26 protein-coding genes are annotated in these 23,609 nt (G+C 65.7%); 9 read left to right on the forward strand and 17 right to left on the reverse strand.

Annotation, left to right across the window (positions count from 1 at the left end; translation table 11 throughout):
• Positions 1-4 precede the first annotated feature (4 nt).
• Together LDJ84_RS24880 and LDJ84_RS24885 are read right to left on the reverse strand one after the other, a co-directional pair.
• Entirely contained in the window at positions 5-943 is a 939-nt protein-coding gene (locus LDJ84_RS24880) for an iron-sulfur-binding ferredoxin reductase (protein WP_084358730.1), read from the reverse strand.
• Complete coding sequence (locus LDJ84_RS24885) at positions 936-2,063, reverse strand: sensor domain-containing diguanylate cyclase (RefSeq protein WP_226045563.1); 1,128 nt, start codon at positions 2,061-2,063, stop codon at positions 936-938. Before LDJ84_RS24885 ends, LDJ84_RS24880 begins: the two co-directional genes overlap by 8 nt.
• A gap of 252 nt (positions 2,064-2,315) precedes the next feature.
• Between LDJ84_RS24885 and LDJ84_RS24890 the strand changes: the two genes are divergently transcribed.
• The gene (locus LDJ84_RS24890; RefSeq protein ID WP_024762623.1) at positions 2,316-3,839 is read left to right on the forward strand and encodes a fumarate hydratase; all 1,524 of its coding nucleotides are present in this window, start codon (positions 2,316-2,318) and stop codon (positions 3,837-3,839) included.
• A gap of 131 nt (positions 3,840-3,970) precedes the next feature.
• On the opposite strand, the gene LDJ84_RS24895 is transcribed toward LDJ84_RS24890, so the two are convergent.
• The 3 genes from LDJ84_RS24895 to LDJ84_RS24905 form a co-directional block, all read right to left on the reverse strand.
• Complete coding sequence (locus tag LDJ84_RS24895; protein ID WP_017519692.1) at positions 3,971-4,273, reverse strand: ribbon-helix-helix domain-containing protein; 303 nt, start codon at positions 4,271-4,273, stop codon at positions 3,971-3,973.
• A gap of 33 nt (positions 4,274-4,306) precedes the next feature.
• The gene (locus LDJ84_RS24900; RefSeq protein ID WP_065084442.1) at positions 4,307-4,888 is read right to left on the reverse strand and encodes a DJ-1/PfpI family protein; all 582 of its coding nucleotides are present in this window, start codon (positions 4,886-4,888) and stop codon (positions 4,307-4,309) included.
• Positions 4,889-4,991: 103 nt separating this feature from the next.
• The gene (locus tag LDJ84_RS24905) at positions 4,992-5,570 is read right to left on the reverse strand and encodes a DUF2846 domain-containing protein (RefSeq protein ID WP_037014955.1); all 579 of its coding nucleotides are present in this window, start codon (positions 5,568-5,570) and stop codon (positions 4,992-4,994) included.
• 187 nt (positions 5,571-5,757) lie between these two features.
• Between LDJ84_RS24905 and LDJ84_RS24910 the strand changes: the two genes are divergently transcribed.
• Entirely contained in the window at positions 5,758-6,027 is a 270-nt protein-coding gene (locus tag LDJ84_RS24910) for a CopG family ribbon-helix-helix protein (RefSeq protein ID WP_024762620.1), read from the forward strand.
• Positions 6,018-6,305: a type II toxin-antitoxin system RelE/ParE family toxin gene (locus LDJ84_RS24915; RefSeq protein ID WP_024762619.1), complete on the forward strand. Its 288-nt coding sequence runs from the start codon at positions 6,018-6,020 to the stop codon at positions 6,303-6,305. Before LDJ84_RS24910 ends, LDJ84_RS24915 begins: the two co-directional genes overlap by 10 nt.
• 7 nt (positions 6,306-6,312) lie before the next feature.
• On the opposite strand, the gene LDJ84_RS24920 is transcribed toward LDJ84_RS24915, so the two are convergent.
• From LDJ84_RS24920 to LDJ84_RS24940, 5 genes are all read right to left on the reverse strand, one after another.
• Positions 6,313-6,900 carry a GNAT family acetyltransferase gene (locus LDJ84_RS24920; protein ID WP_065084471.1) on the reverse strand — a complete coding sequence of 196 codons (588 nt, stop codon included), beginning with the start codon at positions 6,898-6,900 and terminating at the stop codon, positions 6,313-6,315.
• Between the two features lie 183 nt (positions 6,901-7,083).
• The gene (locus tag LDJ84_RS24925; RefSeq protein ID WP_263987035.1) at positions 7,084-8,322 is read right to left on the reverse strand and encodes an acyltransferase family protein; all 1,239 of its coding nucleotides are present in this window, start codon (positions 8,320-8,322) and stop codon (positions 7,084-7,086) included.
• An 88-nt stretch (positions 8,323-8,410) separates the two neighbouring features.
• Positions 8,411-9,568, reverse strand: coding sequence for a phospholipase D-like domain-containing protein (locus tag LDJ84_RS24930; protein WP_226045565.1), 1,158 nt, complete (start codon positions 9,566-9,568; stop codon positions 8,411-8,413).
• Entirely contained in the window at positions 9,565-10,140 is a 576-nt protein-coding gene (locus LDJ84_RS24935) for a YceI family protein (RefSeq protein WP_024762615.1), read from the reverse strand. The genes LDJ84_RS24930 and LDJ84_RS24935 overlap by 4 nt, the downstream gene beginning before the upstream one ends.
• Positions 10,141-10,251: 111 nt before the next feature.
• Positions 10,252-11,157 (reverse strand): LysR substrate-binding domain-containing protein, encoded by a 906-nt coding sequence (locus LDJ84_RS24940; RefSeq protein WP_226045566.1) that lies wholly within the window; start codon positions 11,155-11,157, stop codon positions 10,252-10,254.
• A 109-nt stretch (positions 11,158-11,266) separates the two neighbouring features.
• Between LDJ84_RS24940 and LDJ84_RS24945 the strand changes: the two genes are divergently transcribed.
• A complete protein-coding gene (locus tag LDJ84_RS24945; RefSeq protein ID WP_226045567.1) occupies positions 11,267-12,766 on the forward strand; it encodes an MFS transporter in 1,500 nt (499 codons plus the stop codon).
• A 299-nt stretch (positions 12,767-13,065) separates the two neighbouring features.
• Here LDJ84_RS24945 and LDJ84_RS24950 read toward each other — a convergent pair whose 3' ends face one another.
• The 5 genes from LDJ84_RS24950 to LDJ84_RS24970 form a co-directional block, all read right to left on the reverse strand.
• Positions 13,066-13,665: a YceI family protein gene (locus tag LDJ84_RS24950; RefSeq protein ID WP_226045568.1), complete on the reverse strand. Its 600-nt coding sequence runs from the start codon at positions 13,663-13,665 to the stop codon at positions 13,066-13,068.
• Between the two features lie 186 nt (positions 13,666-13,851).
• The gene (locus LDJ84_RS24955; RefSeq protein ID WP_024762611.1) at positions 13,852-14,199 is read right to left on the reverse strand and encodes a hypothetical protein; all 348 of its coding nucleotides are present in this window, start codon (positions 14,197-14,199) and stop codon (positions 13,852-13,854) included.
• Positions 14,196-15,323, reverse strand: a complete 1,128-nt coding sequence (locus tag LDJ84_RS24960) for a serine hydrolase domain-containing protein (protein ID WP_065084435.1) — start codon at positions 15,321-15,323, stop codon at positions 14,196-14,198. The genes LDJ84_RS24955 and LDJ84_RS24960 overlap by 4 nt, the downstream gene beginning before the upstream one ends.
• A 116-nt stretch (positions 15,324-15,439) precedes the next feature.
• A complete protein-coding gene (locus LDJ84_RS24965; RefSeq protein WP_024762609.1) occupies positions 15,440-16,225 on the reverse strand; it encodes an MBL fold metallo-hydrolase in 786 nt (261 codons plus the stop codon).
• A gap of 105 nt (positions 16,226-16,330) precedes the next feature.
• On the reverse strand, positions 16,331-17,227 hold the full coding sequence (locus tag LDJ84_RS24970) for an acyl-CoA/acyl-ACP dehydrogenase (RefSeq protein ID WP_024762608.1): 897 nt from the start codon (positions 17,225-17,227) through the stop codon (positions 16,331-16,333).
• 148 nt (positions 17,228-17,375) lie between these two features.
• Between LDJ84_RS24970 and olsB the strand changes: the two genes are divergently transcribed.
• On the forward strand, positions 17,376-18,131 hold the full coding sequence (gene olsB / locus LDJ84_RS24975) for an L-ornithine N(alpha)-acyltransferase (protein WP_038803564.1): 756 nt from the start codon (positions 17,376-17,378) through the stop codon (positions 18,129-18,131).
• On the forward strand, positions 18,131-18,901 hold the full coding sequence (locus LDJ84_RS24980) for a lysophospholipid acyltransferase family protein (RefSeq protein WP_226045569.1): 771 nt from the start codon (positions 18,131-18,133) through the stop codon (positions 18,899-18,901). Before olsB ends, LDJ84_RS24980 begins: the two co-directional genes overlap by 1 nt.
• A 146-nt stretch (positions 18,902-19,047) precedes the next feature.
• Here the strand turns inward: LDJ84_RS24980 and LDJ84_RS24985 are convergent, their stop codons facing one another.
• A complete protein-coding gene (locus LDJ84_RS24985; protein WP_226045570.1) occupies positions 19,048-19,908 on the reverse strand; it encodes a universal stress protein in 861 nt (286 codons plus the stop codon).
• Between the two features lie 75 nt (positions 19,909-19,983).
• Positions 19,984-20,577, reverse strand: a complete 594-nt coding sequence (locus tag LDJ84_RS24990; protein WP_065084433.1) for an ACP phosphodiesterase — start codon at positions 20,575-20,577, stop codon at positions 19,984-19,986.
• 278 nt (positions 20,578-20,855) lie between these two features.
• Here LDJ84_RS24990 and LDJ84_RS24995 point away from each other — a divergent pair, with 278 nt between their 5' ends.
• From LDJ84_RS24995 to LDJ84_RS25005, 3 genes are all read left to right on the forward strand, one after another.
• Positions 20,856-21,173 carry an ArsR/SmtB family transcription factor gene (locus tag LDJ84_RS24995; protein ID WP_024762604.1) on the forward strand — a complete coding sequence of 106 codons (318 nt, stop codon included), beginning with the start codon at positions 20,856-20,858 and terminating at the stop codon, positions 21,171-21,173.
• A gap of 190 nt (positions 21,174-21,363) precedes the next feature.
• Positions 21,364-22,527, forward strand: a complete 1,164-nt coding sequence (locus tag LDJ84_RS25000) for an MFS transporter (protein WP_065084432.1) — start codon at positions 21,364-21,366, stop codon at positions 22,525-22,527.
• Between the two features lie 30 nt (positions 22,528-22,557).
• Complete coding sequence (locus LDJ84_RS25005) at positions 22,558-23,607, forward strand: alkene reductase (RefSeq protein ID WP_024762602.1); 1,050 nt, start codon at positions 22,558-22,560, stop codon at positions 23,605-23,607.
• Positions 23,608-23,609: the final 2 nt, after the last annotated feature.

Genomic DNA, 23,609 nt, shown 5'->3' on the forward strand with positions numbered 1-23,609 from the left:
CGGTTCAGGCGTGGGGCAGGAACAGGTCGGCCAGGGTCTGGCCACGGGGCACGCCACAGAGGTAAAGGCGGCGGGCGAAGGCATCGACGCTGGCGGGATGGCCGCAGAGTAAGGCGAGGGTTCGCCGCGAAACAAGCCGGAGTTGCGCCAAAACCTCGGTCGACTCGGCCGTGGTCATCAGCGTGACCTCCAGCTCCGGGTGGCTGGCGGCCAGGGTTTGCAGGGGTTGGGCGAGGTAATGGCCGGCACGATCATGGGCCTGGTGAATGACGCGGATCGGCCCGCTGTGATGCTGCCGCAGCGCTTCACGCAGGACGCCCCAGAGCGGTGCCAGGCCGGTGCCGGAGGCCATCAGCAGCAGCGGCCGCTCGTGCCATTCCGGGTCATAGTGCAGTGCGCCTCCGCGCAGTTCGCCCAGGCGCACAGCGTCACCGATCTTCAGCTCACGGGCGAAATCGGCGAAGGCACCGCGCTCGCGACAGTCGATGTGGAACTCCAGCCAGGGATCGAGCCCCGGCACGCTGGCCAGCGAGTACGGCCGCGCAATGCCGTCGGCACTCCAGAGAATCAGGTGCTGCCCAGCGCCGTAGCGCAGCGGGCGTTGCGGGGCCAGGCGCAGGCGCAGCACGTCGGGGGCTGGCCAGTCCAGTTCGGCGACCGTGGCGGGCAGGCCGTCGCGTTGCGGGTCGAAGGTTTCCACCGCAATGTCGCCGACCACCCGGCACTGGCAGGACAACCGCCAGCCCTGGTCTCGCCGAGCCGCATCGAGGGCGTCGGGCAGGGCATCGAGGACTTCGCCCTGCGTGCAACGTACCAGGCAGGCATGGCAACTGCCGGCCCGGCAACTGTAGGGCACAGCGATGCCGGCCCCGCGCAGGGCATCGAGCAGGTTGGTTCCGGGGCTGACCGAAAAGCGTTGCGATCCGGCCTGTATCTCAGGCACGCGTCCACTCCCATGCGGCATCGCAGCGGTTGCGTCCGCTGCGTTTCGCACGGTAGAGCGCCTGGTCGGCCCGTTGCAAGGCTTCGTCTAGATCGTCGTTGGCATCGAGCAGGGTCATGCCCGCGGAAAGGCTCAGGCTTTCGATGTTCACGCCCACCGGCTCTGCCGCGGCATAGGCTATCCGCAGGCGTTCACAGCAGGTGGTCAGGCGGTCGGCATCGGCGTTGGGCAGCAGCAGGACGAATTCCTCGCCGCCGTAGCGTGCCAGCACATCGCCCTCGCGCAGGCAGGCCCGCGCCACGGCGGCGAAGGTCTGCAGCACGCGGTCGCCGGCGGCGTGGCCGTGAACGTCATTGATGCGCTTGAAGTGATCGAGGTCGATCAGCGCCAGGCCGTGGCGCTGACCTTCGCGCATTTCTTCCAGCGCACGGCCGGCCAGACGGAGAAAATGCCGGCGGTTGAACAGACCGGTGAGTTCGTCGGTAGCGACCAGGTCTTCGAGCTGGCGCATCATGCCGCGCAACGTGTCCTGGTGCGCCTGCAGCGCGTAGCGGCGCTGACGCATGCGTTGGCGCAGCGACTGCACATAGCCAGCGAACAGGCTCAGCCAGGTCAGCACGATAAACAGCACCAGCAACTGCAACACGGCCTGGGCCGGCAGTTGCAGGCGTTGCTGGAAGGCTTCGTGGAGGTTGAGCCCGGCAAAGGCGATGAAGGCCAGCGCCGCACAGCGGGCGAACACCCTGGGCTGCAACTGGAAGACACCGAACAGCAGGATCAGCACGTAGAGCACCATCAGCGTGCCGCGCGCGGTATCCACGTTGGCCAGGAACAGGGTGTTCCAGACCACCGCCACCAAGACCTGCGGCTCGGTCATGCTCGGGTCGGTGAAGCGCTGGTTGCGCCCGGTGAGGAATAGCCAGCCGAACACCAGCTGACTGCCGGCGACCAGCAGGGTGCAGGTCAGGGCGAAGCTGACGGGCGCGCGATAGAACTCGCCGAACACCGCCAACCACAACAACAGCAGCGCCAGGGCATAGGTCCCGAGGGCCATGCCGAATCGCCTGATGAGTAGTTTTTGTAAGGCGTGCTGCTTCAGAGGTGGTTTCAGCGTGCTCATGGGGCTCCGTCCCGTAATGGCACCTTGCCCTCACTCTACTATCAAAGCGCCCCAGTGCCTAGCCGATCGGAATATGGGCGGCCCTGGCAAGGTTCAGAGTCCATCTGGGACCAAGGTAGGATCGCTGGCGGGTGCGCGGCGAGCGGCCGCGGCGGTATACTACGGCGCCTTTTTTCGCCGCAGCCGTGTCGGCGAATTCCCGATGTAACAGGCCCCATGCCTGTACTACCCGCCTGAAGAGGACCGTGCTCCATGGCCGTGATCAAGCAAGACGACCTGATCCAGAGCGTCGCCGATGCCCTGCAGTTCATCTCCTACTACCACCCGGTTGATTTCATCCAGGCCATGCATGAGGCCTACCTGCGCGAAGAATCGCCGGCCGCCCGGGACTCGATGGCGCAGATCCTGATCAACTCGCGCATGTGCGCCACCGGTCATCGCCCGATCTGCCAGGACACCGGTATCGTCACCGTGTTCGTCCGCGTGGGCATGGACGTGAGCTGGGCCGGCGCCACCATGAGCGTCGACGACATGATCAACGAAGGCGTGCGTCGCGCCTACAACCTGCCGGAAAACGTCCTGCGCGCCTCCATCCTGGCCGACCCGGCAGGTAGCCGGAAGAACACCAAGGACAACACCCCGGCGGTGATCCACTACTCCATCGTCCCCGGCAACACCGTGGAGGTGGACGTGGCGGCCAAGGGCGGCGGCTCCGAGAACAAGTCGAAGATGGCCATGCTCAACCCGTCCGACTCCATCGTCGACTGGGTGCTGAAGACCGTTCCGACCATGGGCGCCGGCTGGTGCCCGCCGGGCATGCTCGGCATCGGCATCGGCGGTACCGCCGAGAAGGCCGCGGTGATGGCGAAGGAAGTCCTGATGGACGAGATCGACATCCACGAGCTGAAGGCCCGCGGCCCGCAGAACAAGATCGAGGAAATGCGCCTCGAGCTGTTCGAGAAGGTCAACCAGCTGGGCATCGGCGCCCAGGGCCTGGGCGGCCTGACCACCGTGCTCGACGTCAAGATCATGGACTACCCGACCCACGCCGCCTCGCTGCCGGTCTGCATGATCCCCAACTGCGCCGCCACCCGCCACGCACACTTCGTGCTCGACGGCTCCGGCCCGGCCGAACTGGAAGCGCCGTCGCTGGACGCCTACCCGGAAATCGTCTGGGAAGCCGGCCCGTCCGCGCGCCGCGTCAACCTCGACAGCATCACCCCCGAGGAAGTGCAGAGCTGGAAGCCGGGCGAGACCATCCTGCTCAACGGCAAGATGCTCACCGGCCGCGACGCTGCGCACAAGCGCATGGTCGACATGCTGAACAAGGGCGAAGAGCTGCCGGTGGACCTGAAAGGCCGCTTCATCTACTACGTCGGCCCGGTTGATCCGGTCGGTGACGAAGTGGTTGGCCCGGCAGGCCCGACCACCGCGACCCGGATGGACAAGTTCACCCGCCAGATTCTCGAGCAGACCGGTCTGCTGGGCATGATCGGCAAGTCCGAGCGCGGCCCCATCGCCATCGAGGCGATCAAGGACAACAAGGCCGTCTACCTGATGGCCGTGGGCGGCGCCGCCTACCTGGTCGCCCAGGCGATCAAGAAGTCCAAGGTCCTGGCCTTCGCCGAACTGGGCATGGAAGCGATCTACGAGTTCGAAGTGAAGGACATGCCGGTGACCGTCGCGGTCGACACCCATGGCGAGTCGGTGCACATCACCGGCCCGGCCATCTGGCAGAAGAAGATCGCCGAGAACCTGGCGGTGGAAGTGCAGTGATCACTGCATGACCGCCCCATGAAAAAGCCCGGCCATGTGCCGGGCTTTTTCATGGGTGAATGTCTGTGGCTTCGATGCAGGGGCAGGCCGATCGCGGATGAGTCCGATCCCGTAACGGTCGGCAGCAGGGCTCAGGCGCTGCGCGGCACCCGGTTCAGCTCCACGACGTTGTCACGGCGCTGGGCGAGGAAGCGCGTACAGCTCACCCGCAGGAAGGAAGCGAAGTTCACCACCTCCCCGCGATAGTCCATCACCTCGTCATAGAGCTTGGCGATCAACTGGTTGGTGGTCATGCCGTCCACCTCGGCGATCTCGCGCAGGATGTCCCAGAACTGGTTCTCCAGGCGCAGCGTGGTGACCACGCCACGGATGCGTAGCGAGCGGGAGCGCGACTCATAGAGGATCGGGTCGGCCTTTACATAGAGTTCGCACATGGACGGCTTCTCCTGCTTCGGGAGCGGGCAAGTTTACAGGCTGATCCTGGTGCCCAGTACGTCGAGGAACTTCGCCAGCCAGGCGGGGTGCGCCGGCCACGCGGGCGCGGTGACCAGGTTGCCGTCGACATGGGCGGCGTCTACCGGGATGTCCACGTACTCACCACCGGCCAGCGTGACTTCCGGGCCACAGGCCGGGTACGCACTGCACGCGCGCCCCTTGAGCACGCCAGCAGCGGCCAGCAGCTGGGCGCCATGGCAGACGGCGGCGATGGGCTTCTTCGCGGTGTCGAAGGCTTTCACCAGTTCGATCACCTTCGCATTCAGGCGCAGGTATTCCGGGGCGCGGCCGCCGGGGATCAGCAGCGCGTCGTAGTCGTCGGCGCGCACATCGGCGAAGTTGGCGTTGAGGGCGAAGTTGTGACCCGGCTTCTCGCTGTAGGTCTGGTCGCCTTCGAAATCATGGATGGCGGTACGGATGCTCTGGCCGGCCTTCTTGTCCGGACAGACGGCGTGGACGGTGTGTCCGACCATCAGCAACGCCTGAAACGGCACCATGGTTTCGTAGTCTTCGGCGTAGTCGCCGACCAGCATCAGGATCTTCTTCGCGGCCATCTGGGGCATCCTCCCGGCAGGGCCCCGCCGTGGCGGCGGGGCATGCGGGAGAGCTTAGACAGTCACGCTGGCGGCGGGGTAATACGCCGCTACTACAGCACGGTCAGAGGCCGATGCGCTCGAAGAAGCCCGGCCCTTCGACTTCCTTGCCACTGGCGGCGATGCTCACCGGCTCCTGCACCTGGCGCGTGGCGGGGATTTCCCGAGAGCCCAGCTCCTTGCCCACCAGTTGCAGGGGGCCAGCGCCCTGGCCGGCGGTGTGCTCGTATTTGGGTGGCGTGTGGGTTTCGTCGTAGCGCAGGTAATAAACCTCGCCGGCGCGGGCCTCCAGGGTGAAGCCGGCGATCAGGGTGAAGTCCAGACTGCCACCGGCGAAGAAGGTCCAGAAGCTGCCCAGCAGCGGGCGGCGCATCTGTAGTGGATAACTGCCGGGGGCGAAGTGCAGTGTGAAGTAGCCGTTGCTCGGCAGGCTGCCGATCAGCTCGTTGTTGAGGAACAGCCCCGGCGCTTCCAGTTCTTCATCGGACCACTGGTTCTGCGGCCGGTAGAGGTACACCGTGGCCTGCTGCGAATCCGCGGGCTGCGCACTGTACGGCGGCCCGTCCACCGCGCCGAAGAAGGCGCCGGGCGAACTGCAGCCGGCCAGCATCAGGAGAAAGGCGCACAGGGCCAGTCGGAGCATGGAAAGTCCCTCTTATGGTTATGCCCGGAGCATAACCACGGCGCGTGAGCTTGCCACCCGTCGAAAGTCCGGGTCGAAGAGCTCACACAAACGCCAGGGCGAGCCCCGCTCATCCCAACCTGTTTGACACTGCTGCACTCAGAGCGAAGTATTACCCGGTATTACCTTTAACTACACAGGTGCCGCCATGGCCACTTCAGTCAAACTCGACGAGGAAATGCTCGCCCGCGTCCGCGAGCTGGCCGAACTGCGCCAGCGCTCGCCGCACTGGATCATGCGTGAAGCCATCGGCCAATACGTCGTGCGTGAAGAGCAGCGCGAGAAGCTCAAGCGCGACACCGAGCAGGCCTGGGAAGAATTCCAGGCGACCGGCCAGCACGTCACTGCCGAAGCGGTGGAGAGCTGGCTGAACAGCTGGGGCGATGAGGACGAGCAAGCCGCACCAAAATGCGAGTGATCTACGCGCCCGCGGCGCTTCGCGACCTCGACCGCCTGCGCCGATTCCTCCGGGAAACCAACCCCACCGCCGCCCGCCGTGCCGGCCAGATCATTCTCCAGGCCACCCAGGCGCTGGGGGCCTATCCGCAGATGGGGCGACTGATCGATGACCTGCCGATCGAATTCCGCGAATGGCCCATCGACTTCGGTGACAGCGGCTACATAGCTCGCTACCACATCGATGGAGAAACACTGGTCATCCTCGCGATCCGCCACCAGCGCGAAGCCGGTTACTGAACCCGAGTCAGCTCAGTTCCTTTAGCCAGAACATCATCGATTTCGCAGTCTCTCGCTGCCCACCGATATCGCGCCAGTGGTATTCGATCCGCAGGGAGGGCTGCGGAGTGAAGCCGCGCTGCAGCCAGAAGGCGTCCGGTGAGCGATAACCGGCAGGTCGCGCGGCATGCTCCGGTGGTCGCCGAAGAGCGCAGAAGGCCGCCCAATCGAAGCGTCCCAGGCCGCGCGCAAAGCGCTCGCGCTCCTCGAAGAAACGCAGGTCGAAAGCGGTGCTGCGGTACTCCGGCAGAACCACCGACTCGCCGAAATAGAAGATTCGTTCCGGGTTCCAGCCCTGCGCGAGGAGCGGTTGCTGGAGAGCCTCGGCCTCGTCCACCAGCGGCAGCCCGGTCGAAGCCCCCACTACCCGGCCCTCATCGATCACCAGTACGCACAGACTCCAGGCCGAGCGCACATGGCTGTCGAGGTATCCGGCTTCATATTCCGGGCCGCCGTCGTAGAGGTACGGATAATCACGGAACACGGTGATGCGCAGTCGCGCCAGATCATCGATGAACGGGCGAAGGGCGCCGCCGCTGAGTAGACGGAACTCGATGGGCATGGTGGCTTTCTTCCGCAAGGGGCCGCAGCGGCGGCACTGCAGAAAACCTAGCACCGGCAGCGCAGGTCGGCAGAAGCCGGTGAAGGGCGGCGCTGTTTCTGCTTCGCGAGCAAGCTCGCTCCTACGAAGAGCGCAACCTGTCGGAGCGAGCTTGCTCGCGAACGGCCCAACGATGGATTACGACTCGGTAACCACCCGTCGCCGCGGGGCTGGCGGTGTGGGCGGCACCGGCAACAGGTGGCGCACCAGCCATTTGCGCACCGGCACCACGCAGCGCTCCTGCACCAGCACGCAACTGGCGACCATGAACAGCAGGAACAACGGATACAGCCAGATCGACAACTGCTGATGGGTCGCGGACTCGACACAGAAAGCCCAGTCCGCGAGGCAATCCCCCGGTGCACGAATCAGTTTTTCCGTTCGCGAGAACAGCGTGAACAGCGGCACGTGCAAGGCGAACAGTGACAACGATGCAGCGCCCAATCGCGGCGACCAATGACGGATCACGCTGCTCTTCGGATCGCGCAGCAAAGCGCTCATGTACACCAGCATCAGCTGGGCCGGCAGCAACAGGCCGTTGTGTAGCAGGAAGTACCAGAACTTCGCGCCGTGGGTGTAGAGGTAATCGGCAACCAGGAAATTGGCCAGCACGAACGCGCCCATCGCCACCAGCAATCCGCGGCCAGGCAGATGGCCGGCGTCCTTGTACTCGCGGAACAGCCCGTAGGCGAGGATGCCGCTGAGGAACTCCGGCAATCGCAGCAGCGGGTTGCGGTGCAGCAGGCCGGTCCAGGGCATGCCGTACTGCTCGCTGGCAACCACCAGGATCGGCGGGATCAGGTAGAGCACCCACAGCGCCAGCAGCCAGCGCCATTTGTGCTGCAAACGTGCCAGGCGCGGGGCGACGAAGGGGAAGCAGAGGTAGAAGAAGAACAGCGTCGACAGCGACCAGAGCGGCGCGTTGAAGGTCAGGTAATACGGGTTCCACGCCTGCAGCATGGTGAGTTGGAGGATGCTGTTGAACAGCAGTTCGCGGTCGCTCATCCAGTGGTGGAACAGCTCCGGCTGCAGCCGGCCGATGGCTTCGTTGGTGTCGTAGATGACGAAGCGCGGCGTCGCCTGGTCCAGGTCCGGGCCGATGCCCAGCCCGCTCACCACCAGCAGCACGGCGATGGTCAGCAGGATCGAGAAGATGTGCAGCGGGTAGAGGTTGGACAGGCGCTTGGTGAAGAAGCTGCGCGGGCTCTCGCGCAGGTGCCCGTCGGTGACGTAGACGTGGCAGAGCAGGAAGCCGGAGAGCACGAAGAAGGTGCTGGTGGCGAAAAAGCCCAGGGCAGTCAGGTCATCGAGGCCGGCGAATTTCTGCTCCGCCGGGTAACTGTGCAGCGTGTGGTAGATCACCACGTACAGGCCCATCAGGAAGCGCAGCCACTCCAGCCCGATGAAACGCTCCTTTTGAATCTTTTCCACACCGACCTCCTACTCGACAGACAACCCTGCGACGTCATCGGCGGCGGTCGAGGAAGTTCACCACCAGTCGGTCCAGCGAGCCCCACAGTCGCTCGCGAAGGCGTTTCCACCAGGGGCGCGCGCGCCAGAAACCCAGGTCGATCTCGCGGCTCTGCGCGAAGTCGGTAGCCAGACAATCGGCCACCGCCGCGGTGAATGGCGGATCGAACGCTTCTACATTGGCCTCCAGATTGAACCGAAGGTTCCAATGATCGAAGTTGCACGAGCCGACGCTGACCCAGTCATCGACCAGTACCATCTTCAGATGAAGGAAGCGCGGCTGGTATTCGAAGATCTTCACCCCGGCGCGCAACAGTCCAGGGTAATAGCGCTGACCGGCGTAACGCACGGGCGCATGGTCGGTGAGCCGGCCGGTGAGCAGCAGGCGCACGTCGACACCGCGCTGTGCAGCCTTGCGCAGTGCGCGACGGACCTTCCAGGTCGGCAGAAAATACGGTGTCGCCAACCAGACGCGCTGGTGCGCACCACGCAGCGAACGAACCAGCGCCTGGAGGATGTCACGATGCTGGCCGGCATCCGCATAGGCAACGCGCGCCAAACCTTCGCCGTAGCTGGGAATCGGCGGCAGGCGGGTCAGCAGCACTTCCTCCCGCGGCTTCCAGGCCCGCACGCCGAGGCACGCATTCCACTGGCGCTCGAACAGACGTTGCCAGTCGGCGACGATGTTCCCGGTCATTTCCACCATCACTTCGTGCCAGTCGCTGCGGTTCTCCCGCGCGGACCAGAACTCGTCGGTGGCGCCGGTGCCACCGACATAGGCGATGCGCTCATCTACCAGCAACAGCTTGCGGTGGTCGCGGTACAGGTTGCGCAGGCCGGCTTTCCAGTTCAGCGGGTTGTAGTGGCGCAGCTCGCCGCCGGCCTCCAGCAACTGGCGCGTCCAGGCGCTGGAAAGCTTCAGGCTGCCAAAGGCGTCGAACAGGCAACGCACCTTCACGCCGCGCCCCAGGGCTGCCAGCAGCCGGTCGAGCAACGCCTCGGCGCAACTGCCGCTTTCCACCAGGTAGAGTTCCAGCTCGATCTGCCGCTCGGCGCTGTCGATGGCCTGGAACATGCGCGGGAAGAAGCGCTCGCCATCGCAGAGCAGGGCGAAACGGTTGCCCGTCCGCCAGGGGAAGATCGGGCCGCTCACCGCGAGGCGAAGATCAGCACGGCGCCCACCGGCACCGACAGGCCGATACTCTTCAGCCCGGCCAGTTTGCGCAGCTGCGCCACGCCCGGCGCGAGGCCGAAGTCAGCGGCATTGATCACCAGCGGCTGCAGGGTCACCACCTGGAAGCGGTGCTCGTCCAAGCGGGTGATCAGCACGTCGGTGCGGTAGTTCTTCGCCTGGCCATTGAGCTCCAGGCGCAGTGGCAGGCGCATCTCCAGTTGCACGCCGCTGGCCAGTTCGGTGATCGGGCGCAGGTCGATGCGCGAGGTGATGCGTGCCTCGGGAAACTTCTCGGTATCGAACAGCTTGTCGCGCAGGCGCTCATCGCGCAGCGGAATGCCGCTGCTCACCGAATCCATCTCGATGCGCAGCTCCACCTGCCCCTGCTCCTCCACCTTGCCGTGCATCACCAGGAAGCGGTTTACCTCGGCGATATCGGCATTCTTGGTGGTGACGAAGGTCAGCCGCGAGGACTCGTAGTCGAGGTACCAGGCAGCCTGGGCGGAAGCGGCGAAGCAGGCCGCGAAGAGGAAGGCGAACAGCGAGCGCATGAAATCCCTTACATGGAAACGGATGGACCAACGGCCAACGATAGCGGCCCGCCGTCGGCTTGCAAACCAGCCAACCGGCGAGCCCTTTGGGCAGGCGCCGGCGCCAATGGTTCAGTCGGCCAGCAGCGCCGGAATCCCGGCCACCAGCGCATCGATGGCGCAACGGATCTTCGACGGCATGTAGCGGGTCTTCTGCCACACCGCATGGATATCCTGCGGCGGCTGATTACAACGCCCCTTGACGACTACCAGCTCGCCGCTCCTCACATGCCGAGACAGTAGCCAGGAAGGCAGACGAGCCAGACCAAATCCGGCCACGGCGGCTGCGGCGATCGCCTGCAGGTCGTCCATGCTCAGTTGCGGATCAATGTCGATACGACGCCGATGGCCGTCATCGTCACGCAGACTCCAGGGCGAGGTGACACCGGCGACCGAATAGCTGATGGCGGCGTGGCCGACAAGATCGTCCAGGCCCACGGGCATCCCACACTGGGCAATGTAGGACGGCGCCGCACCGATGCTGGTGTATTGCGCACCCAGTCTGCGCGCGGCGAGCGTTGCACTATCGCCCAGCGGACCAATGCGCACTGCAAGGTCGAACCCCTCCTCCACCAAATCGACGCGACGGTCGGTGAAGGACATGTCGATCTTCAGCGAAGGGTATTTCCGCGCCAACTCCAGCATCAGCGGCACCACGCAGAGGTGGCCGAAGGAGATCGGCACGCTGACCCGCAGGCGCCCGCGCGGCTCCATCCGACCGCCCTCCAGCGCAGTGTGCGCGGCCTCCAGCTCGGCCAGCGCACGCACGCAGCTGTCGTAGAACACCTGTCCGTCGTCGGTGAGGCTCTGGCTGCGCGTGGTGCGTTGCAGCAGGCGCACCCCCAAGCGCGCCTCCAGCCGGGCAATGGCCTTGCCGACCGCCGAGCGCGTGAGGTTCAAACGCTCCGCTGCGAGCGCGAAGCTGCCGGCATCCACCACCTGGACGAAGGTGGCAATGCCATCGAGTTGGTCATCCATCAGGCAGCCCCTTTTGAGTCCTCAAGAGCCCCAATGATGGGACTAAATGGCGCCAATGGGGAACCTTGTTCTTTTTCAGAATAGTGGTTCGTCCCACGGAGCCATCCTCATGACCGCCCTCCATAACCCCAGAAACCTCATCGCCCTGGCCGCGGTGTGCCTGTCCTCGATGATGTTCGGCCTGGAAATCTCCAGCGTACCGGCGAGCCTGCCGGCCCTTGAGCGGGTACTGCACGGCGACTTCCAGGACCTGCAATGGGTGATGAACGCCTACACCATCGCCGTCACCAGCGTACTGATGGCCGCCGGTACCCTGGCCGACCGCTTCGGCCGCAAGCGCCTGTTCGTCATCAGCCTGGCGCTGTTTGGCCTGACCTCGTTGCTCTGCGGGCTGGCGGGCGACATGCCGAGCATGATCGCCGGGCGCTTCCTGCAAGGCGCCGCCGGCGGCGTCATGCTGATCTGCCAGGTGGCGGTGCTGACCAGTCAGTTCAGCGACCCGACCGAACGCGTGCGCGCCTTCGCCGCCTGGGGCGTGGTGTTCGGCATCGGCCTGGGCTTCGGGCCGATCATCGGCAGCGCCATCGTCGCCCTGGCCAGCTGGCAGTGGGTGTTCCTGGTACACGGGCCGCTCGCCCTGCTGACCCTCGCGCTGGCGCAGTACGGCGCGGTGGAGTCGCGCGATCCGCAAGCCGAGCGGCTGGATATCGGCGGCATGCTCACGCTGTCACTGGCCGTGCTCGGCATCGTGTTCTACATCACCCAGGGCGCCGGCATGGGTTTCACCAGCCCGGCCGCGCTGGCGATCCTGCTGCTCAGCGTGGCCAGCCTCGCCGCCTTTGTCCTGATCGAGCGCCGCGTCGCCCACCCGATGTTCGACTTCTCCGTGCTGCGCATCCGCGCGTTTTCCGGCGCGATGTTCGGCTCGGCGGGGATGAACGCAAGCTTCTGGCCGCTGATGATCTACCTGCCGGTCTACTACCACGGCGTGCTCGGTTACGGCGACGTGAAGGCCGGCTGGTCGTTGCTGGCGTACACGCTGCCGACGCTGCTGGTGCCGCCCATCGCCGAGCGGCTGGCGCACCGCTTCCACCCCGGCTGGGTGATACCCGGCGGAATGTTCGTGATCGGCACCGGCTTCTTCCTGATGCTCTGGGGTAGCGCCCTGGATCACGCCAGCTGGCTGACCCTGCTGCCCGGCTGCGTGCTGGCCGGCATCGGGCTGGGCATGACCAACACCACGGTGACCAACACCTCCACCGCCGCCGTGCCCGCCGCCCGCGCGGGGATGGCCTCGGGCATCGACATGAGCGCGCGGATGATTTCCCTGGCGATCAATATCGCGGTGATGGGGTTGATCCTGTTCTGGGGCGTCGCTGCCGGGCTGCACGGCGTGAACGGCAGCGAGAAGCTGCAACAGGCCGCCAGCATCGCCGCCGGCCAGTTGGGCCCCGATGCCCCGGCCAGCGCGCGGGCGGCACTGGTGCAGGGCTTCGGCTGGGTGCTGGGCTACGGTGGGGTCAGCGCGTGGCTGTTCGCAGCGGGCAGTTTCGTGACCTTCGGCGCGCGCCGGGCGGCACGACCTACACTGGAGGTAGCCCGATCCTGACTGACAGGAAGACCGCCATGAAAACCATCCTGCTGCTCGCCTTCGTGTTCATCAGCGCTTCCAGTTGCAGCGTGGGCTCCGGCTTTCGCTTCCAGCCAGACTTGCCGGCAATTGCGGCGCGGGCTTAAGGCTGGCTGTTTTCGCGATTGACGCTGTGCCGTGCGGTTCGCGAGCAAGCTCGCTCCTACGAGGAGCATCCGGCTTGTAGGAGCGAGCTTGCTCGCGAACCCGCCCAACGCCGCCCTGGCCGGCGAATCGCAGAGAAGATCGGCACGAACGAAGATGCCGATCCACAACGATCACGGCGCCTGCTTGATCACCTGGCTGAACCCCAGCACCGCGAACACCGGCACCTCGGGCGTGATCGAAGGCACGTTGGCGACTTCCTTGAGCGGCTCGAGTTTCTCTTCCAGGTCGAAGTCGATCAGCTTGAGCACCAGCGGCTCCAGGGTCGTCACCTCGATGCGGCTCTCGCTGGGGCGGCTGACCAGCACCTGTGACTTGAGCCGGCGCTGCTGGCCGTGCAGGTCGAGGTTGAAGTCCACGGTTTCCTGGCGCGACTGGCCGACCTGCAGGTCGTCGTAACGGCTCAGGTCCAGCTGGCTGCTGACGATCGCCTCGGGGAAGCGCTCGATCTCGAAGAAGGAGTTGCGCATGCGCTCGTCGCGCAGCGCCAGGCCGCTGTCGATGGACTCCAGCGGCACCACCACGCGCACCGCGCCCTGGTCGTCGATCTGTCCGGAAAGGCGGTCGAAGCGCTGCACTTCTGCCATCTTGCCGCGCTTGACCGAGACGAAGCTGATCCGCGAGGTGTCGCCGTCCAGTTGCCATTCGGCCAGCGCCAGGGGGCTGGCCAGCACCAGCAATGCGCACACGGCTCCTGTTACAAAAGAATGCATTCGTCCTCCGAAGCGGGTCGCCCCGCTCCGTGGAACGCGCCCGTCAGAACGTGATTACGATCTCGCGAGCTAGAGCAGAACAAGGCAAAAACAGGCGAGGATGCGCAGTTTACAAGCGGTAAATGAGCAGTCCGAGCCTGTTTTTAACGCCGTTCTGCCGACGCGCAGCAGATCGTAATCGCGTTCTCAGTGGTTGCCCGATTCGGGCAAATCATCCGCCTGGGGCATCAGTTGGCATCCCTCGCGCGCACCGAGCCAGGCGGCTGTCTGTGTACTGCCGAGGCCGCGGGCGGTCACCCGCTTGCGCGCTTCGTCGTCGAGGAAGCCGCTGGTCGGCACGTACTGCTTGGTATAGGCCTGGCAATAGTCTGCCGAGTTCCCCATAACGTAGCGACAGGAGCAGTACTCCTTGGCGGTGTAGGCGCCGATGATGCCGGGGAAGGCCGCGAGATGGATGCGGTTCTGCCAGATCACCACGGCCAGCGCGACGATCAGAAGGACGAGAACGCTGAGGATCGGATGGCGGCGGATCATGGCTGCACCTCCCCGTGGGCGAAGGCCGCCTGGGCGAGTTTGAGGAAGGCGTCGTGCTGGTAGCTGCCGTCGCGGTCGTCGGCGTAGCGGACGATCACCAGCTTCTGTTCGGGGATCACGTAGAGCGCCTGGCCCCAGTGGCCGAGCGCGGCGAAGGTGTCTTCGGGCGCATCCGGCCAGGGTACCGGCGCGCCGGCCACCGGGCGGTTGAGCCACCACTGGCCACCGGGCACCGCTTCGTTGGGTTTCTTCGGATCAGGCTGGTACTCGGGGAACGGCGCAAGAACGAATTTCATCCAGTCCTGCGGCAGCAACTGGCGATCCTTCCAGCGCCCGTCGCGCTCCATCAGCAGGCCGATGCGCGCCATGTCGCGGGCAGTCATGTAGGCATAGGACGAGCCGACGAAGGTACCGCTGGCATCGCGCTCCCAGACGGCCGACTGGATGCCCAGCGGCTCGAACAGCGCGGTCCAGGGGTAGTTCGCGTAGTCCTTGCCGACCATCTGCTTGAGCGTGGCGGAAAGCACGTTGCTGTCGCCGCTTGAGTAGCGGAAGCGCTTGCCCGGCTCGGCATCGGCAGCGAAGCCGGCGGTGAACTTCGCCATGTCGTCGCGGCCACGGGTGTAGAGCATCGCCACCACCGAGGAGCGCACCGGCGCGTATTCGTACTCTTCCTGCCAGGCCAGGCCGGAGGCCCAGTGCAGCAGGTCGCGCATCCTGATATCGGGATGGTCGGCGAAGGCCGGGTAATGCTGGGCGACCGGGTCGTCGAGCTGGAACTTGCCCTCGCCGAAGGCCACGCCGAGGACGCTGGCCATCACACTCTTGCTCATCGACCAGGCCAGGTGGGGCGTCTGCGCGCTGGTCGGGCCGGCGTAGCGCTCGTAGATCAGTTGGCCGTCGCGAATCACCACTACCGCATCGGTGCGCACGCCCTTGCGGGTCGCGTCGTCGCGGTTGGGGAAGGCATAGCTTTCGAAGGCTTCGACAGCAGCGCCACTGGGCGTGGCGCCGTGGGGCCAGTCGGCCTCGGGCCAGGTGTCGGCTCCGTGGGCATGGCTGCTGAGCAGGCAAGTGGCCAGGGCCAGTGCGCGCAGCGCTGGCCTGTAGGAAGTGAAGGGCATCGGCGGGCCTCTTGTTATCAGGTCGGCCCGCACCCTAGCACGGTGAAGATGACGAATTAAGCGCCGATCGTGCCGTAATCAAGGACGATTGGCGCAATCGGTCAGCATGGGGCCTGTCAGCGTGGCACCTGGTAATCCTCCGGCCCCATCAGGTCCATGCCGCATTGCAGGTCGCTGATCCAGTCGAGGAAGGCTCCGATCATGGCCTTGCCCACGAAGGGCCGGCCGTGCTGCGGGACGATCATCTCGATGTCCATGCCGCGCACCATCGATGCCCAGAGCCGCGCGACCTTGTTCGACGCCATGTAGCGACGGTGGAAGCCTTCCATGTGCGGTACGTGCGCAGCGAAATCCTGCACCGGGCTGGCGTCGTCCACCAGGGAGGCGCCCATGTCGCCGGAGAAGAGGATCTTGCTGACCGGATCGTAGATCTGGAAGTTGCCCACCGAGTGGAGGAAGTGCGCAGGGATCATCTTCAGTTGGCAGCGGCCCAGCTGCACCGACTCGCCGCGGTCCGGCAGCGGAATCACCCGGTCATAGGTGGAGATGCCATGGCTGACCGCCAGGTAGTTGGCCGTCAGGTGCGGCAGGAAGCGCGCCCAGAGCTTCGAGCAGATGACCTTGGCGCGGGTGTGCAGCAGCCACTTGTCCAGCGCGGCGATGATGTCCGGGTCCTGGTGCGAGGCGAAGATGTAGTCCAGGTCCTGCAGCGAGAACAGTTTCGAGAGTTCCAGGGACAACGGCGTATAGGTCAGGTCGCCGCCCGGATCGAGCAGCAGGCGCTTGTCGTGGTCGACGATGAGGAACTGGTTGGATTGCACACCGTCGCCGCTGACCAGATCGTCGAAACACAGGCATTGGTGTTTACCGTCGTCGAACAGCACGATGGGTTCGCGTCGCATGAGGGGATTTCCTAAAGCAGTGGGAGGGAAAACAGTGGGTAGCCCTGCGGAAATTTCTTGGTATCTCAGAAACATCTGTAAGGCTAACGTCCCCTCCCCAGGCCCTCACTGACGTGGGTCAAGGCCTATTGCCACCCTCGCTTTCTCCAGGCGCTTGGCCCGGGCGGCGCCGGCGATGGCGAGCACACTCTTGTCGCGTCTCCAGACCGCCGCCAGTTCCGGGTCGCCCGAGGCGAAGGCGGCATCCAGCGTCGCAGCGAGGCTTTCGAACTGGCTGAACACGCCGGCCAGCAGCAGGTGGGTTTCCGGTTGCGAAGCCGGCTGCCGGCTGACTTCCGCGCAGCCGGCCAGCACACCGGTCAGGCGCAGGCCCAGCTCCGCCGGCCACTGTTTATCCAGCGCCAGGCCGTAGAGCCAGGCGCAGATCGCCGCCAGCACATGGGTATCTTCCAGGGTGCGGAAAGGTTTGCTGTAGGCCTCCCAGCCATCGCCGGGCAGGCGTTCGCAATGGGCGCCGTCGAGCAGCAGGCGGGCGTGGGGGATGTCAGGCAGCAGCGGCAGGGCCGGCAGCGCCTCCAGCTTCGCGCCGGGGGCGCCGGCCTGCACCACGGTCATGGCGATGCGCGGAGGCTGTCCCTCGTCCTCGTCACGCGCGGCGACCAGCCACCACGCGGCGCTGTCGGCGGCGGTGGCGAAGTCCTTGCGACCGTGCAGCACCAGACCGTCGAGGCGGGTCTGCAGGTCGGCGGGGCGCACGCTCTTCTTCTCGGTCACGCAGAGCGCGCCGAGACTGAGCGGGGCCGCCGGCCAGAGCGCGCGCAGGGCGGCCTGGTAGCCGGCGAGGAAGGCCAGCCCCGGTGAGGTCGCCAGGCGCCCGCCGAGCACTGCCAGCTCGAAGCTGCCGCTATGGCCGGCGCGCGCCAGCAGTTCGGCGTACCAGTCGTCCAGGGCCAGGCCGGGCGGCAATCGGTCCTGCGGGCCGAGCAGGCATTTCCAGGGCATCGCGGCGCTCCTTCCTTCGAGGTCGTTGTTCTTGTCATACAAGCATCACCGCACCGTCATGGGCGTGACACCGGACATTCCTAGCCTGAGCTTGCACAACAAAGCCGACCGGCCGCAACCCGCATGGCCGGTTCACGGAGGCACTCGCATGAGTCAGATCGCCCTCTCCTGTGACACCCCGGCGCAGCGCCGTCTCAAGGCCGTGCGTCTGCGCGGCGCCCGCGCCCTGCGCGAAGCCCAGGCCCTGCGTTACCGCGTGTTCAGCAGCGAATTCGACGCCCAACTCAAGGGCGCGGACCAGGGGCTGGACATGGACGACTACGACCGCCACTGCGCCCACATCGGCGTGCGCGACCTCAACACCGGCGCGCTGGTGGCCACCACCCGCCTGCTCGACCACCGTGCCGCACAACGCCTGGGCCGCTTCTACAGCGAAGAGGAATTCGCCCTCGACGGCCTGGACAACCTGCAGGGCCCGGTGCTGGAAATCGGCCGTACCTGCGTCGACCCGGACTACCGCAATGGCGGCACCATCGCCGTGCTCTGGAGCGAGCTGGCCGAAGTGCTGAATGAAGGCGGCTACCGCTACCTGATGGGCTGCGCCAGCATCCCCATGCGCGACGGCGGCATTCAGGCCCGCGCGGTGATGCAGCGCCTGCGTGACCGCTACCTGTGCCAGCAGAACCTGCGCGCCGAGCCGAAAACTCCGCTGCCGCAGTTGGACGTGCCGGACAACCTCACCGCTGAGCTGCCGCCGCTGCTCAAGGCCTACATGCGCCTGGGCGCGAAGATCTGCGGCGAGCCCTGCTGGGACCCGGACTTCGGCGTCGCCGACGTGTTCATCCTGCTCAAGCGCGACGAACTCTGCCCGCGCTACGCCCGCCACTTCAAGGCTGCGGTCTGATGCGCAGCCTGCGCGCCTGGCTGCGCGTTGCCCGCCTGCTGCTGGTGTTGACGGTGGGCCTCGTGCTGGCTGCCTTCGTCAGCCTGCTGGAGCGCCTGCCCGGCCGCGACTGGATGCCCCTGCGCCAGCGCCTGACCTGCTGGTACCTGGCGCGCCTGACGGCTGCCCTGCCCTTCAAGGTGAAGGTGCACGGCGAGCTACCCGGCCAGCCGATGCTGTGGGTGTCCAACCATGTGTCCTGGGTCGATATCCCGCTGCTCGGTGCGCTGCTGCCGCTGACCTTCCTGTCCAAGGCCGAAGTGCGCCAATGGCCGGTCGCCGGATGGCTGGCGGAAAAGGCCGGCACGCTGTTCATCCGCCGGGGTTCTGGCGATGCCCGAATGATCAACGCGCAATTGGCCACGCACCTGACGCGCGGCCGTTCCCTGCTGGTCTTCCCCGAAGGCACCACCACCGACGGCCAGGGCCTGCGTACCTTCCACGGCCGGCTGATGGCCAGCGCCATCGAGGCCGGCGTGCCGGTGCAGCCGGTGGCGCTACGCTACCGGCGCAACGGGCAGGCGTGCGAACTGGCGCCCTTCATCGGTGACGATGATCTGGTCAGCCACTTGAAGCGGCTGTTCGACAATGATCGGGGAGTCGCGGAAATCCACTTCTTGCCGGCGCTGTCCAGCGCCCACCAGGACCGCAACCTGCTGGCCAGGCAAGCGCACGCGGCAATCCGTGCAGTGGTGTGTGAAGCGCAGGAAGAGGCGGCCATTGCGGCCTGACGTTCGCTGACAAGGGAAGGGATTGGAGCCCGCCGTAACCTACGGCCGGCGGGTTCCCACTCTGACGAAACGGCTTTCAAACTGCGCCGGGCGGCACCCTCGAGTCGCCCGACGCAGCCTGAAAACAGTCTCCAGACGCCGCAGGCTCAAGCCTCCGGCGGCACGACCAGGATGTCACAATCCAGTTCGCGCAGAGCGTAGTCGGCAACACTGCCGATCAGGGCACGCTTGATTCCGCCCATACCCCGAGTACCCATGACCAGCAGATCCGGCCGATGCTTGTCGACCATCCGCTGCAACACGTTGCCCGGCAACCCGACGGCCACCAGTTGTTCATCGATGTGCTCCTCCAGGTGCTGGTCATGGAGGAACTTCTTCAACTCGTCCACCGCCTGGCGCGACTCGCTGCCGACAAATTCGTCGATGCGCTCCTCGCTCACTCCGGAGTACTGCATCATGCCCTTGGCCAGCGGGCTGAAGGCGTAGACACCCCGGCGCACGGCACCTTCGAGCAGGCCCAGTTCATCGGCCACTTCCACCGCATGGGCCGAAGCCGGCGAGGTATCGAGGGCGACCAGCAGGTCGCGGTATTGGCCGCCGGCGGGCTGGTTGACCACCAGCACCGGCAGTTGCCCGGCGCGAAGTACTCGCTCCACCGTGGTGCCGACGAAGATGTCGCGCAGCACGCTCTTGCGGTGGGCTCCCATCACCAGCATCTCGCAGTTCTGCTTCTTCGCCGCAGCGAGGATCTGCTGATTCGGATCGCCGCGCTCCACCAGCAGTTTCGGGCAGGTGCCGCCCAGTTCGGTGAGTTCCACAAGCCGCGCTTCGAGCATCAGGCGCACCTGGGTGACTTCCTGCTCGACCAGCGCCGATGGCTGGTCTTCATCGACCACGTAGAGCACGGTCCAGGGACAGGCGTAGCGCTTGGCGAGCGCCGCCGCACGGTGCAAAGCCTTTTCGGAACGGCCAGACAGATCCGTTGCGACCATTAACGACTTCATCATGCTGCTCCTCTCGTCGTCCTTCAGATGTGTCTATTGCACACGCTATGGGCCGCCGGCCGGTTGACGCATATCAAGTCAGGCCGGACCGTCCATCGCTTTCGGCGGATTTCTGACGAACTCCTGAAGTTCGGGATAGAACTCACGGAAGTCGCTGCTCAATGGTTCGTAAAGACGATCCAGCTCCTCCCAGGCGCCATCCAGCAGGGACGGCCGCGACAGGCGCCGGGACATGCCGGAGACAACGTCCTGCAACACCTCGAACTGCCGATAGCTGCCGAGCCAGTCCTGCGCGGCCATGCGCGGTGCAATGCGCGCCAGACGCTCCGGCAGGCCGGGCGTGCGGCCCAGTACACCGTAGACCCGTTGGGTGAACTGCTCCAGCGGCTCGCCGGAGAAACGCTCCCAGTCGCGGGCCAGGCAGTGGTCGTAGAACACGTCCAGCAGCACGCCGGCCATGCGTCGGCGCTCACTGGGGAAGCGCGACTTGGCACTGTGTATCAAGGGATGACTGTCGGTGAAGGCGTCGATGCGCCGGTGCAGGCGGATAGCCGCCTCGATTTCAGCGGGCCACTGCCCGGCCAGCGGGCCTTTGACGAAATCGCCGTAAAGGCTGCCGAGCAGTTGGGCGGGCCGGTCGCCGCCCAGGTGGAGATGCGCGAGGTAGTTCATGAGATGAGCTTAGCGCGTACCGATGCTCTGCTGTAGGAGCGAGCTTGCTCGCGAACCTATTGGCCCCGAGCAGTCTCGGTTCGCGAGCAAGGACTGGTCGCCCCCCGCACCGACTAAAAGCGGCACGGAGCAGAGGCGGAACCATCGCGGACGGAGCACGCTCCCACGGTAGCCCGCCCCTATTATCACGGGCGGTGATCATTACTATCGCGCCAAACGAATTCATATCGTTTTTGACCGATATATAGTTCGTCCCAACGCGATAGACCGATACGCCCATGACTGAACAACACACTCTCGACCTCGACGAAATCTTCAAGGCCCTGGCCCACCCGGTGCGACGCGACATGCTGCACTGGCTCAAGGACCCGGAGAAATTCTTCGTCGAGCAGGAACACCAATCCTTCGAGATCGGCGTCTGCGCCGGCAAGTTCGACCAGCGTACCGGTCTGTCGCAATCCACCGTTTCCGCGCATCTGGCCACCCTCCAGCGCGCGGGCCTGGTGACCAGTCGAAAAGTCGGCCAGTGGAACTTCTTCAAACGCAACGAAGAAACCATCCAGGCCTTTGTTCGCCACCTGAGCGAAGCGCTGTAACAAACCCGTTCAGAATCTTGCGAGCTAGAGCAGAGCAAGGCGAAAACAGACAAGGAAGCGCAGTTTACAAGCGGTAAATGAGCATTCCGAGTCTGTTTTCAACGCAGCTATGCCGACGCGCAGCAGATTCAGGGCGGGTTTGACCGGCTACTGCCAGCCAAGACAATTTCAACTCTCCAGGAGCAGGCGCATGCCCACTTCGCTTCTCGTCCTCGCTTTGTCCGCGTTTGCCATCGGCACCACGGAATTCGTGATCATGGGCCTGTTGCCCGAGGTCGCGGGCGACCTGTCCGTCTCTATTCCGGCCGCCGGCTGGCTGGTCAGCGCCTATGCCTTCAGTGTCGCCATCGGCGCGCCGATCATGGCGCTGCTCACGGCCCGCCTGCCGCGCAAGACCGCGCTGCTGATGCTCATGGGCATCTTCATCCTGGGCAACCTGCTCTGCGCCGTGGCCGCCAACTACGGCCTGCTGATGCTGGCGCGGATCATTACTGCGCTGTGCCACGGCGCCTTCTTCGGCATCGGCTCGGTGGTCGCCGCCAGCCTGGTACCGGCCAACCGCAAGGCTTCCGCCGTGGCGCTGATGTTCACCGGGCTGACCCTGGCCAACGTGCTCGGCGTTCCGGCCGGCACTGCGCTGGGCCAGGTCGCCGGCTGGCGCTCGCCGTTCTGGGCAGTCACGCTGATCGGCGTCATCGCATTGATCAGCCTGTGGCGCGTGCTGCCCAAGCAACACGATGAAGAAGCGGTGGACATGCGCAAGGAAGTCTCCGCGCTGCGCAACGGCCCGCTGTGGCTGGCGCTGGGCACCACCGTACTGTTCTCCGCCGCGGTGTTCGCGCTGTTCACCTACGTCGCGCCGTTGCTCGGCGAAGTCACCGAGGTCTCGCCGCGCGGCATCACCTGGAGCCTGGTACTGATCGGCCTCGGCCTGACCCTGGGCAACATCATCGGCGGCCGCCTCGCCGACTGGCGCCTGGGCACCACCCTGGCCGGCGTGTTCGCCACCATGGCGGTGGTTTCCACTGTGCTGAGCTGGACCAGCGCCGCGCTGATCCCGGCCGAAATCACCCTGTTCATCTGGGCCGCTGCCGCCTTCGCCGCGGTGCCCGCCCTGCAGGTCAACGTGGTCCGCGTCGGCGGCGCCGCGCCCAACCTCGTCGCCACCCTGAACATCGGCGCCTTCAACGTCGGCAACGCCATCGGCGCCTGGGTCGGCGGCAGCGTCATCGACCACGGCCTGGGCCTGACCCGCGTGCCCCTGGCCGGCGCCGTGCTCTCCGTACTCGCGCTGATCGCGGTGATGATCGCGTTCGGCGGCAAGCCCAACCAGACACAAACCGTCCTCGATTGAACCTCCACCCTCACGCCCCGGAGTAATGCAATGACTACGCTTTTCGATCCCATCGTCATCGGTGACCTGGAACTGCCCAACCGCATCATCATGGCCCCGCTGACCCGCTGCCGCGCCGACGAAGGCCGCGTGCCCAACGCGCTGATGGCCGAGTACTACACCCAACGCGCCGACGCCGGCCTGATCCTCAGCGAGGCCACCTCGGTGACCCCGATGGGCGTCGGCTACCCCGACACTCCCGGCATCTGGTCCGACGACCAGGTGCGCGGCTGGACCAACGTCACCAAGGCCGTGCACGCCAATGGCGGCCGCATCTTCCTGCAACTGTGGCACGTCGGCCGCATCTCCGACCCGCTGTACCTGAACGGTGAAACCCCGGTGGCGCCGAGTGCGATCAAGCCGGCCGGCCATGTCAGCCTGGTGCGTCCGATCAAGGAGTTCGTCACCCCGCGCGCCCTGGAAACCGAAGAGATCGCCGACATCGTCGAGGCCTACCGCATCGGCGCGGAAAACGCCAAGGCCGCCGGTTTCGACGGCGTGGAAGTGCACGGCGCCAACGGCTACCTGCTCGACCAGTTCCTGCAGAGCAGCACCAACCAGCGCACCGACCAGTACGGCGGCTCCGTGGAGAACCGCGCGCGCCTGCTGCTGGAAGTCACCGACGCCGTGATCGGCGTGTGGGGCGCCGGCCGTGTCGGCGTGCACCTGGCGCCGCGCATGGACTCCCACGACATGGGCGACTCCGACCCGCTGGCCACCTTCGGCTACGTGGCCCGCGAGCTGGGCAAGCGCGGCGTGGCGTTCATCTGCACCCGCGAGAAGGCCGCTGACGACAGCATCGGCCCGAAACTGAAGGAAATCTTCGGCGGCGTGTACATCGCCAACGAGCGCTTCACCCAGGAAACCGCCACCGAGTGGCTGGAAAGCGGCAAGGCCGACGCGGTCGCCTTCGGCATCCCGTTCATCGCCAACCCGGACCTGGTAACCCGCCTGCAGAAAGGCGCCGCCTGGAACGAGCCGCACCCGGAAACCTTCTACGGCAAAGGCCCGGTCGGCTACCTGGACTACCCGCGCCTGTAAGC

Origin of the sequence: Pseudomonas sp. HS-18, from assembly GCF_020401845.1 — a bacterium.
GTDB lineage: Bacteria > Pseudomonadota > Gammaproteobacteria > Pseudomonadales > Pseudomonadaceae > Pseudomonas > Pseudomonas nitroreducens.